Here is a 10,525-nt window from a genome sequence, read left to right as displayed (position 1 = left end):
GTCAGGATGCTGCGCGTGTCGTCGCCGTCGCGGCGCGGGCGCGCCTTGGCGGGAATGCCGACGATCACGGAGTCGTCGGGCGCGTCGCGCGTCACGACGGCGTTCGCGCCGATCACGGATCCCGCACCGATGCGCACCGGCCCGAGCACCTTCGCGCCCGCGCCGATCGCCACTCCGTCGCCGATCGTGGGGTGGCGCTTGCCGGCGTCGCGCGTGCGACCGCCGAGGGTGACCCCGTGGTAGAGCAGCACGTCGTCGCCGACCTCGGCCGTCTCGCCGATGACGACGCCCATGCCGTGGTCGATGAACAGGCGCCGGCCGATCGTGGCGCCCGGGTGGATCTCGATGCCGGTGAGCCAGCGGGTCAGCTGCGAGCCGGCGCGGGCGAGGAAGCGCACCCGGCGCACCCACAGCGCATGCCACACGCGGTGCGACCACACCGCGTGCAGCCCGGGATAGAGCAGCGCGATCTCGAGGGAGGAGCGGGCGGCGGGGTCGCGGAGGCGGGCGGCCGCGAGATCCTCCCGCAGCCGCCGCAGCATCCCGCCGCCCGTCATCTCACTCCTCGCGCAGGTGCTCGTAGAGCGCGGTCGAGAGGTAGCGCTCGCCGTTGGACGGGATGATCACGACGATGTTCTTGCCGGCGGCCTCGGGGCGCGCAGCGATCTGCTGGGCGGCCCAGAGCGCCGCACCCGACGACATGCCGACGAGGATGCCCTCGCGGGCACCGGCCTCGCGGGCGACACGGATCGCATCGTCGAACTCGACGTCGATGACCTCGTCGATGATCTCGCGGTTGAGGATCGCGGGCACGAAGTTCGGGCCGATGCCCTGGATCTTGTGCGGTCCCGGGTGGCCCTTGGTGAGGATGGGGGAGTCGGCCGGCTCGACGGCGATGACCTTCGCGCCGGGCACGCGCTCCTTGAGCACCTCGCCGACGCCGGTGATGGTGCCGCCGGTGCCGATGCCGGCGACGAAGTAGTCGACCTGGCCGTCGGTGTCGCGCAGGATCTCCTCCGCGGTGGTCTTGCGGTGGATCGCGGGGTTCGCCTCGTTCTCGAACTGGCGGGCCCACACGGCGCCGGGGGTCTCGGCGACGATGCGCTTGGCCTCTTCGACGGCGAACGACATGCCCTTGGTGGGGTCGGTGAGCACGAGCTCGGCGCCGAACGCCTTGAGCAGCAGGCGGCGCTCCTTCGACATCGACGCGGGCATCGTGATGATGACGCGGTAGCCGCGGGCGGCGCCGACCATGGCGAGGGCGATGCCGGTGTTGCCGCTCGTGGACTCGACGATCGTTCCTCCGGGCGTGAGCTCGCCGGAGGCCTCCGCGGCGTCGACGATCGCGATACCGAGGCGGTCCTTCACGCTGGATGCGGGGTTGTAGAACTCGAGCTTGCCGAGGATGTGGCCGCCGAGGCCTTCGCCGATGCGGCTGAACCGCACGAGCGGCGTGTTGCCGAACGCGCTGGTGATGTCGTCGTGGATCGCGGGCATGTCGGGGCTGCCTTCTCTCGCTGGTTCCCTGTCGTCGCGCGTCTATGCGCGCACCGCGCCCAGCCTATGCGAGCGGATGCGATGAGGAGGCTGTGTGACGGGAGCCGGGTCGGCGGTGCGGCCGATAAACTGGGCGGCGCCCATGCCCGAGACCGCACCGCACCCCGGCGATCTGCCCGACGTCGTCGCGCCCGAGCGTCCTGAGACGCTCGCCGACGCGCTGCGCGCCGCTGCGGCGACCCTCGCGCGTGCGGGAGTGGCAGACGCGACCGTCGACGCCGAGCTGCTCGCGGCACACGTGCGCGGCGGCGGGCGCGGCGAGGTGCAGGCGGCAGCGCTGCGCGGCGACGCGATCTCCGAACCGGATGCCGCGTCCCTCGCGTCCCTCGTCGAGCGCCGCGCTGCGCGCGAGCCGCTGCAGCACATCACCGGGCGCGCGCCGTTCCGTCACCTGGAGCTGAGGGTCGGCCCGGGGGTGTTCGTGCCCCGCCCCGAGACCGAGCTGCTCGCGCAGATTGCGATCGATGCGCTGCGCGCCGCGGCATCCCCTTCGCCGATCGCCGTCGATCTCGGCACCGGATCCGGTGCCATCGCACTGTCGCTGGCGACCGAGGTGCCGCATGCGCGGGTGCACGCGGCCGAGAACTCCGTCGACGCCTTCGTGTGGACGAAGGAGAACTTCGCCGAGGTTGGCGCCGAGAACGCACGTCTCGCGTTCATCGACCTGGCCGTCGCGTTCCCCGAGCTCGACGGCACCGTCTCGGTGCTCGTGTCGAACCCTCCCTACGTGCCGGATGCCGCGACCCCCCGCGACCCCGAGGTGCGGCTGTTCGATCCGCCCGCGGCCCTCTACGGAGGCGAGGACGGCCTCGACGTCGTGCGCACCCTCGCGCATGTCGGGCTGCGACTCGTGCACTCCGGCGGACTCATCGCCATCGAGCACGGCGAGCTGCAGGGAGCGGGCGTGAGGGACGCGCTCGCCGAGGCCGGGTGGCGCTCCGCGGCGACCCACCGCGACCTGACGCTGCGCGACCGGGTCACCACGGCGCTGCGGCCCTGACCGCCCAGCCGGGCCGAACTAGACTGGCCCGGTCATGTCTTCCCTCTTCGATTGCCGCGACGAGGCCGAGCTTCTCGCGGGCATGCGTCAGGCGCGCCAGGCCATCGGTCGCGGCGAGCTCATCGTCCTCCCCACCGACACCGTCTACGGCGTGGCCGCCGACGCGTTCTCCCCGGCTGCCGTCGCGCGTCTGCTGGCGGCGAAGGGCCGTGGCCGTCAGCAGCCCCCGCCTGTGCTCGTGCCCGGCGTGAACACGCTGCGGGCGCTCGTGAGCGAGGTGCCCGAGCCCATCGACCGCCTCATCGGCTCGCACTGGCCCGGCGGGCTCACGATCGTGCTGCCGGCCCAGCCCTCGCTCGCCTGGGACCTCGGTGACACCCGCGGCACCGTGGCCGTGCGCATGCCCGCCCACCGTCTGGCGATCGAGCTGCTGGAGGAGACCGGACCGCTCGCGGTCTCGAGCGCCAACCTGACCGGCGCCCCGGCCGCGATCGTCGCGAAGGAGGCGGAGCGGATGCTGCGCGACAGCGTCGCCGTCTATCTCGATGACGGCCCGGCCACCGCGGGCTTCGCCTCGACGATCATCGACGCCACCGGGCTCTGCGCCGGTCGTCAGGGAACCGTGCGCGTCCTGCGCGACGGGGTCGTGTCCCGCGCCGAACTGCGCTCCGTGCTGGGCGACGCGCTCGAACCAGACCCGGGGACGTGAAGCAGTACCTGTTCACCGCGCTGGTCACCGCGGTGCTCACGTTCGTGCTCGCCGGGGCGGTGTGGCGCCTCGCGCTGCGCTTCAAGCTCTACCCGGCCATCCGCGAACGCGACGTGCACACGCGGCCGACGCCGCGCCTGGGGGGCATCGCCATGTTCCTCGGCATCGTCGTGGCCTTCGGATTCACCGCGCAGAACGACTTCTTCCACCGTGTGTGGATCGACCCGCAGCCGGTCCTCGCGATCCTCGCCGCGACCGTGCTCATCGTCGCTGTCGGCATCGCCGACGACCTGTGGGACCTCGACTGGATGATCAAGCTCGCGGCGCAGGTCGGCGCGGCCGCGATCATCGCGTGGTTCGGGGGCATCCAGATCTACTCGCTCCCCGTCGGCGGCCTCACGGTGGGGTCGAGCTGGATGAGCGTCGTCCTCACGATCCTGTCGATCGTGGTGGTCATGAACGCGGTCAACTTCATCGACGGGCTCGACGGCCTCGTCGCCGGCGTCGCGCTCATCGCGAACGGCGTCTTCTTCGCGTGGTCCTACCTTCTGGTGCGCGACACCGGCCAGAGCACGTACTCGAACCTCGCCTCCCTCATCGCCGTCGTGCTCGTCGGCGCGTGCGTCGGGTTCCTCCCGTGGAACTGGAGCCCCGCGAAGATGTTCATGGGCGACTCCGGCGCGCTCATGCTGGGACTCCTCATGGCCACCAGCGGCATCGCCGTCACGGGTCAGCTCAACCCCGCGACGCTCGACCCCGAGACCCTCGGACGCTCGCAGCTGCTCGGTGCCTTCATCCCGGTGCTGCTCCCGGTGGCCGTCGTCATCCTGCCACTGCTCGACTTCGGTCTCGCCGTGATCCGGCGCACGGGGGCGGGGCGCTCGCCCTTCTCGCCCGACCGCAAGCACCTGCACCACCGGCTGCTCGACCTCGGTCACTCCGACCGCTCGGCCGTGCTGATCTTCTACGCATGGGCCGCCATCGTCGGGCTCGCCGTGCTGCTCATGTACATCGCGACCCGGGAGAACTGGCCTGGCCAGTACTGGATCGTCGTGGGCTTCGGCGTCCTCGGTGGCGCGGCCTGCGTGATCGTCACCGCCCTGCCGTCCCGGCGCCGCCGCCCCGACCCCCGAGCGAAAGACCCCGCATGATGTCGTCTCCCGTTTCCAGCACTCCCGTTCTGCGGGCCACGCTCCAGTGGTCGGCGTGGGCCGCCCTCGCGCTCGCGGTCATCGCGGGCGTGGCCGGGTTCATCGCCGCCGGCTCCTCCGGCCTCGTCAGCGGGCTGGCCGGTGTCGTCGTCGGCGCGGTGTTCCTCTCGATCACCTCGGGCAGCATCCTCATCGCGAACCGCTGGTTCGGCGACGCGCTCTACGTGCCGATCTTCTTCGCGATCGTGCTGGGCGGCTGGCTGCTGAAGATCGTGCTGTTCGTGGTCGCGATGCTCGTGCTGCGGGGGCAGCCGTGGATCGCTCCGCAGGTCTTCTTCCTCGCGCTGGTCGCGGCTGTGATCGGGTCCCTCGTCGTCGACGTGGTCGTGCTGGCGAGGATGCGGCTGCCTCATGTCAGCGACACGACGCTCCCGACCGACCCGGAAGCGGGGGAGCGCAAGGACCCGCAACCTCCGAGCGGCATCTGAACCCCCAGCGGTTTGATAAGGTTGGACACGCACCCGACCGCGAGCGCCTGAGTGCCGGCCCTGGGGTGCACCCCGACCCATCGTCGTACCGATTTCTTTCGGTGCCCCGGAGCTGGAGCCTGTGCTGTTTCATCACGCTGCGACTGTGATCGCGAATGCCGAGTCCACGGGCGACGGTGGTTTCCACGCCCCCTCCATCGGAGAGTTCTTCCCTGACGCCGTGCTGTTCGCGGGAACGCCGTTCGCGCTGACGCGGATCAACCTGATCCAGATCCTGGCGACCGTCGTGCTGATCACGCTCTTCCTGGTCGCCACCCGTCGCATGCGCCTGGTGCCGACGCGGTTCCAGAGCGTCGCCGAACTCGGTCTCGACTTCGTGCGCAACGGCATCGCCCACGACCTGCTCGGCAAGAAGGACGGCAACCGCTTCCTGCCGATCCTGACCACCATCTTCTTCATGGTGCTGTTCATGAACCTCACGGGCGTCGTGCCGTTCCTGAACATCGCCGGCACGAGCATCATCGCGGTGCCGCTGCTGCTCGCGATCGTCTCCTACATCACGTTCATCTACGCCGGTGTCAAGAAGAGCCCGAAGAACTTCTTCAAGAACGCGCTGCTCCCGTCGGGCGTGCCGTGGCCGCTCTACTTCATCATCGTCCCGCTCGAGTTCCTCTCGACCTTCATCATCCGCCCGGTGACGCTCACCCTCCGTCTGCTGATGAACATGATCGTCGGGCACCTTATGCTGGTGCTCGGTGCTCTTCTTCTCGGCCACCTGGTTCTTCACGGTCGAGCTCAGCGGCTGGTGGACGGCCCTCGGTCTCGGCACCCTGGCCTTCGGCTTCGTCTTCACCCTCTTCGAACTCTTCGTCGCCTTCCTCCAGGCGTACGTCTTCACGATCCTCACCGCGGTCTACATCCAGCTCGCGGTCGCGGAAGAGCACTGATCCGGTCGGCATCCGCCGCCCACAACCGAAAGGAATAACCCCGTGGACGCAACTACGGTTCTCGCCGACGTCTCCGGTTCGCTCGCGACGGTCGGCTACGGTCTCGCCGCCATCGGCCCCGCCATCGGCGTGGGCATCGTGGTCGGCAAGACCATCGAGGGCGTCGCCCGCCAGCCCGAGCTCGCAGGCCGCCTCCAGGTGCTGATGTTCATCGGTATCGCCTTCACCGAGGCCCTCGCGTTCATCGGTATCGCGACCGGCTTCATCTTCGGCTTCTGATCGCGAACGACTTCAAGTAAGGAGACAGGATGCTTCCCGCTCTTGTCACCCGCGCCGCCACGGAGGCGGGGCAGAACCCGCTGCTGCCCGCGGTCTACGACATCGTGTGGTCCGCGGTCTGCTTCGTCGTCATCCTCCTGGTGTTCTGGCGTGTGATCCTGCCGCGCATGCAGAAGCTGCTCGACGAGCGCTCTGCGGCGATCGAGGGCAACATCGCGAAGGCCGACGAGGCCCAGCGCCAGGCCGAGGCCGCGCTCGAGGAGTACACCGCGCAGCTCGCCGCCGCCCGCAAGGAGGCCGGTGAGATCCGCGAGTCCGCCCGCGAGGAGGGCAAGCAGATCGTCGCCGAGGCGAAGGATGCCGCGACCTCCGAGGCCGCGCGCGTCACCGCACAGGCCCACGCGCAGATCGAGGCCGAGCGCCAGGCGGCCCTCGTCTCCCTCCGGGGTGAGGTCGGTGCGCTCGCGCTCGATCTCGCCGGCGGCGTGATCGGCGAGAAGCTGAAGGACGACGCGTCCGCGCAGGGCGTCGTCGACCGCTTCCTCGCCGACCTCGAGGCATCCGAGAAGGCGACGAAGTAATGGGCGCCGCGACCACTCACGCACAGGAGGCCGCGAACGCGGCACTGTCGACGACGGCGGGTGTCGACCTCACGGTCGCCACCGAGCTGTTCCAGGCAGCGCGCGCGCTCGCGCACCGTCCGACCCTTGCCGGCGCACTCGCCGACTGGGCGGCGACCCCGGAGTCGCGCGCGAAGGTGGTCGAGGACGTCTTCGGCGCCGCCGTGTCGCCCGTCACCCGTCAGGTGCTCGCGGCCGCAGCCGTCGAGCGCTGGTCGTCGGCGCACGACTTCGTGTTCGGCGTGGAGGAACTGGCCGTTCGTGCCGCCTCCAAAGCCGCGCCGTCCGCCGACGTCGAGGGTGAGCTGTTCCGGGTGTCGCGCACGATCGCCGACAACCCGCAGCTCGAGCTCGCGCTCGGCAGCCGGCTCGGCGACGCCGAGGCGAAGGGCGTGCTCGTCGAGACGCTTCTCGGCGGACGTGCGTCCGAGGCGACGACGCTGATCGTGTCGTCGCTGGTGCGCCAGCCGGGCGAGCGCCGGGTACGCGAGGTTCTCTCGCGCGCCATGCGCGTGGTCGCCGCGGAACGCGAGCGCACCGTCGCGACGGTCGTGAGCGCTGTGGCGCTGACCGACGCGCAGACCGAGCGACTGGGCGCGGCGCTGGCTGCGCGTTACGGCACGCAGGTCTCGATCAACACGGTCATCGACGAGTCGATCGTCGGCGGCCTGCGCATCCAGATCGCGAACGACGTGATCGACGCGAGCGTGTCCACCCGTCTGGCGGATCTCCGCCACCGACTGGCGGGCTAACGGGACCTCCCTCCCGACGATGAGACTTCGGGGCGATGGCCCCATGAACGAAGGAAGACAATGGCAGAACTCTCCATCAGCCCCGACGTCATCCGTGACGCGCTGAAAGACTTCGTCGCAGCGTACGAGCCCACGGGGGCCGCGGCCACCGAGGTCGGCACCGTCATCGACGCGGCCGACGGCATCGCCCACGTCGAGGGCCTGCCGGGCGTGATGGCCAACGAGCTCGTCACGTTCGCCGATGGCACGCAGGGCCTCGCCCTGAACCTCGACGAGCACGAGGTCGGTGTCGTGGTGCTCGGCGAGTTCGCCGGCATCGAGGCGGGCCAGGAGGTCACCCGCACGGGCGAGGTGCTCTCGGTCGCCGTCGGCGACGGCTACCTCGGTCGTGTGGTCGACCCGCTCGGCAACCCGATCGACGGTCTCGGTGAGATCGCGACCGAGGGCCGTCGCGCGCTCGAACTGCAGGCTCCCGGCGTCATGCAGCGCAAGAGCGTGCACGAGCCGATGCAGACCGGCATCAAGGCGATCGACGCGATGATCCCGATCGGGCGCGGTCAGCGCCAGCTGATCATCGGCGACCGCCAGACCGGCAAGACGGCGATCGCGATCGACACGATCATCAACCAGAAGGCGAACTGGGAGTCGGGCGACCCGACCAAGCAGGTGCGCTGCATCTACGTCGCCATCGGCCAGAAGGGCTCCACGATCGCGGCCGTCAAGGGTGCGCTCGAGGACGCCGGTGCGCTGGAGTACACGACCATCGTCGCGGCCCCCGCGTCCGACCCGGCCGGCTTCAAGTACCTCGCTCCCTACACCGGCTCGGCCATCGGCCAGCACTGGATGTACGGCGGCAAGCACGTCCTGATCATCTTCGACGACCTGTCGAAGCAGGCTGAGGCCTACCGCGCCGTGTCGCTGCTGCTGCGTCGTCCGCCGGGCCGCGAGGCGTACCCCGGCGACGTCTTCTACCTCCACTCGCGTCTGCTCGAGCGTTGCGCGAAGCTGTCCGACGAGCTCGGTGCCGGTTCGATGACGGGTCTTCCCATCATCGAGACCAAGGCCAACGACGTCTCGGCGTACATCCCGACGAACGTGATCTCGATCACCGACGGCCAGATCTTCCTCCAGTCTGACCTCTTCAACGCCAACCAGCGTCCCGCGGTCGACGTGGGTATCTCGGTCTCGCGCGTCGGCGGTGACGCCCAGGTCAAGTCGATCAAGAAGGTCTCCGGCACGCTGAAGCTCGAGCTCGCGCAGTACCGTTCGCTCGAGGCGTTCGCCATGTTCGCCAGCGACCTCGACGCCGCGTCGCGTCGTCAGCTGGCCCGCGGTGCGCGTCTGACCGAGCTGCTGAAGCAGCCGCAGTACTCGCCGTACCCGGTGGAGGAGCAGGTCGTCTCGATCTGGGCCGGTACCAACGGCAAGCTCGACACGATCGAGGTCTCGGACGTGCTCCGTTTCGAGCGCGAGCTGCTGGACTACCTGCGTCGCAACTCGACGGTCCTCGACACGCTGCGCGAGACCAACGCGCTGGGCGACGACACGGTCGCCGAGCTCGAGAAGAAGATCGACGAGTTCATCCTCGAGTTCCAGCCGGGTGACGACCAGGGCGTCGTGGGCGCCGAGCAGGTCGAGGCCGCTGAGGCCGAGGACGTCAACCAGGAGCGAATCGTCAAGGGCCGTCGCTAACAGCGACGACACGAGAACGGAATCATGGGCGCACAACTGCGGGTCTACAAGCAGAAGATCAGTTCTGCTCAGACGACCAAGAAGATCACGAAGGCGATGGAGCTCATCGCGGCTTCGCGCATCCAGAAGGCGATGGCGCGTGTGCGCGCGGCGTCGCCCTTCGCGCGAGCCGTGACGAGCGCCGTCTCCGCGGTGGCCACGCACTCCTCGATCGACCACCCGCTGACGACGGAGCGTGAGAACATCCGTCGCTCCGCCGTGGTGATCTTCACCTCCGACCGGGGCCTCGCCGGCGCGTTCAACTCGCAGATCCTCCGTGAGGGTCTGGAGCTGGCCGAGCTGCTGCGGACGCAGGGCAAAGAGGTTGTGTTCTACCTCGTCGGACGCAAGGCCGTCGGCTACTTCCAGTTCCGCCGCATGCCGAGCGCAGCGCAGTGGGTCGGCGACACCGACACGCCGCAGTTCTCGACGGCGGAGGAGATCTCGGATGCCGTGCTCCAGGCGTACCGCGCCGGGGGAGAGAACGACGGCGTCGACGAGATCCACCTCGTGTACAACCGCTTCGTCAGCATGATGACGCAGTCTCCCGAGTCGGTCCGTCTGCTGCCGCTCGAGGTTCTCGAGGCGGATGACGCCCCCGCTCAGGCGGAGGTCTACCCCCTCTACGAGTTCGAGCCCGACGCCGAGACCGTGCTCGATGCGCTCCTGCCGGTCTACATCCAGAGCCGCATCTTCAACGCCCTCCTGCAGTCCTCCGCGGCGAAGCACGCCGCGACGCAGAAGGCGATGAAGTCGGCCAGCGACAACGCCGACAAGCTCATCACCGACTACACCCGCCTGCGCAACAACGCGCGCCAGGCGGAGATCACGCAGCAGATCGCCGAGATCGTCGGCGGCGCCGATGCTCTGTCATCCGGCAAGTAAGTTCCCAAGGAGAGAAGAAGCCATGAGCCTCACCGCCGAGAAGACCGACGCGGCTGTCGTCGGCCGCGTCGCGCGTGTCACCGGGCCCGTCGTCGACATCGAGTTCCCGCACGACGCGATCCCCGAGATCTACAACGCGCTGAAGACCACGATCACCATCGGTGACGACTCGACCGAGATCACCCTCGAGGTCGCGCAGCACCTCGGTGACGACCTCGTCCGCGCCATCTCGCTCAAGCCGACCGACGGCATGGTCCGCGGCCAGGAGGTGCGCGACACCGGCGGCCCGATCTCGGTCCCCGTCGGCGACGTCACCAAGGGCAAGGTCTTCGACGTCACCGGCGAGGTGCTCAACGCGGCTCCCGGCGAGACGATCGAGGTCACCGAGCGCTGGGGCATCCACCGC

At 69.5% G+C, this 10,525-nt stretch carries 11 protein-coding genes and 2 pseudogenes; 11 read left to right on the top strand and 2 right to left on the bottom strand.

Annotated elements, in window-relative coordinates; translation table 11 throughout:
• On the bottom strand, positions 1-557 hold a 557-nt coding region (gene epsC / locus ABT08_RS12720; protein ID WP_288115195.1), incomplete at its 3' end, for a serine O-acetyltransferase EpsC.
• A gap of 1 nt (position 558) precedes the next feature.
• Complete coding sequence (gene cysK, locus ABT08_RS12715; protein WP_045246667.1) at positions 559-1,497, bottom strand: cysteine synthase A; 939 nt, start codon at positions 1,495-1,497, stop codon at positions 559-561.
• Positions 1,498-1,639: 142 nt separating this feature from the next.
• Here cysK and prmC point away from each other — a divergent pair, with 142 nt between their 5' ends.
• The 11 genes and pseudogenes from prmC to ABT08_RS12660 all read left to right on the top strand — a co-directional run.
• The gene (gene prmC, locus ABT08_RS12710) at positions 1,640-2,557 is read left to right on the top strand and encodes a peptide chain release factor N(5)-glutamine methyltransferase (RefSeq protein ID WP_288115193.1); all 918 of its coding nucleotides are present in this window, start codon (positions 1,640-1,642) and stop codon (positions 2,555-2,557) included.
• Between the two features lie 34 nt (positions 2,558-2,591).
• Entirely contained in the window at positions 2,592-3,266 is a 675-nt protein-coding gene (locus ABT08_RS12705; protein WP_045246668.1) for an L-threonylcarbamoyladenylate synthase, read from the top strand.
• Positions 3,263-4,417 (top strand): MraY family glycosyltransferase, encoded by a 1,155-nt coding sequence (locus ABT08_RS12700; protein WP_288115191.1) that lies wholly within the window; start codon positions 3,263-3,265, stop codon positions 4,415-4,417. Before ABT08_RS12705 ends, ABT08_RS12700 begins: the two co-directional genes overlap by 4 nt.
• On the top strand, positions 4,414-4,905 hold the full coding sequence (locus tag ABT08_RS12695; protein WP_288115189.1) for a Cg1360 family ATP-synthase-associated protein: 492 nt from the start codon (positions 4,414-4,416) through the stop codon (positions 4,903-4,905). The genes ABT08_RS12700 and ABT08_RS12695 overlap by 4 nt, the downstream gene beginning before the upstream one ends.
• 121 nt (positions 4,906-5,026) lie before the next feature.
• Positions 5,027-5,852: pseudogene (atpB, locus tag ABT08_RS12690) on the top strand (F0F1 ATP synthase subunit A).
• A 42-nt stretch (positions 5,853-5,894) separates the two neighbouring features.
• Positions 5,895-6,131 carry a F0F1 ATP synthase subunit C gene (gene atpE, locus ABT08_RS12685; RefSeq protein ID WP_045246671.1) on the top strand — a complete coding sequence of 79 codons (237 nt, stop codon included), beginning with the start codon at positions 5,895-5,897 and terminating at the stop codon, positions 6,129-6,131.
• A gap of 29 nt (positions 6,132-6,160) precedes the next feature.
• On the top strand, positions 6,161-6,712 hold the full coding sequence (locus ABT08_RS12680; protein WP_045246672.1) for a F0F1 ATP synthase subunit B: 552 nt from the start codon (positions 6,161-6,163) through the stop codon (positions 6,710-6,712).
• Positions 6,712-7,503: a F0F1 ATP synthase subunit delta gene (locus ABT08_RS12675; RefSeq protein ID WP_056209498.1), complete on the top strand. Its 792-nt coding sequence runs from the start codon at positions 6,712-6,714 to the stop codon at positions 7,501-7,503. The genes ABT08_RS12680 and ABT08_RS12675 overlap by 1 nt, the downstream gene beginning before the upstream one ends.
• Positions 7,504-7,563: 60 nt before the next feature.
• On the top strand, positions 7,564-9,195 hold the full coding sequence (gene atpA, locus ABT08_RS12670; protein WP_288115187.1) for a F0F1 ATP synthase subunit alpha: 1,632 nt from the start codon (positions 7,564-7,566) through the stop codon (positions 9,193-9,195).
• A 24-nt stretch (positions 9,196-9,219) separates the two neighbouring features.
• Complete coding sequence (locus tag ABT08_RS12665) at positions 9,220-10,119, top strand: F0F1 ATP synthase subunit gamma (RefSeq protein ID WP_076490917.1); 900 nt, start codon at positions 9,220-9,222, stop codon at positions 10,117-10,119.
• Between the two features lie 22 nt (positions 10,120-10,141).
• Positions 10,142-10,525, top strand: a pseudogene (locus tag ABT08_RS12660) (F0F1 ATP synthase subunit beta); the annotation flags it as partial.

This window comes from Microbacterium sp. SCN 71-21, assembly GCF_001725695.1.
Taxonomy (GTDB): domain Bacteria; phylum Actinomycetota; class Actinomycetes; order Actinomycetales; family Microbacteriaceae; genus Microbacterium; species Microbacterium ginsengisoli.
This window is presented reverse-complemented; position numbering and strand designations above follow the sequence as displayed.

Excerpts from the sequence above, each read along its gene's own strand:
- ABT08_RS12680 (WP_045246672.1), top strand. The coding sequence starts at position 6,161 with ATGCTTCCCGCTCTTGTCACCCGCGCCGCCACGGAGGCGGGGCAGAAC.
- ABT08_RS12665 (WP_076490917.1), top strand. The coding sequence starts at position 9,220 with ATGGGCGCACAACTGCGGGTCTACAAGCAGAAGATCAGTTCTGCTCAG.
- atpA (WP_288115187.1), top strand. The coding sequence starts at position 7,564 with ATGGCAGAACTCTCCATCAGCCCCGACGTCATCCGTGACGCGCTGAAA.
- ABT08_RS12695 (WP_288115189.1), top strand. The coding sequence starts at position 4,414 with ATGATGTCGTCTCCCGTTTCCAGCACTCCCGTTCTGCGGGCCACGCTC.
- ABT08_RS12675 (WP_056209498.1), top strand. The coding sequence starts at position 6,712 with ATGGGCGCCGCGACCACTCACGCACAGGAGGCCGCGAACGCGGCACTG.
- prmC (WP_288115193.1), top strand. The coding sequence starts at position 1,640 with ATGCCCGAGACCGCACCGCACCCCGGCGATCTGCCCGACGTCGTCGCG.
- cysK (WP_045246667.1), bottom strand. The coding sequence starts at position 1,497 with ATGCCCGCGATCCACGACGACATCACCAGCGCGTTCGGCAACACGCCG.
- ABT08_RS12705 (WP_045246668.1), top strand. The coding sequence starts at position 2,592 with ATGTCTTCCCTCTTCGATTGCCGCGACGAGGCCGAGCTTCTCGCGGGC.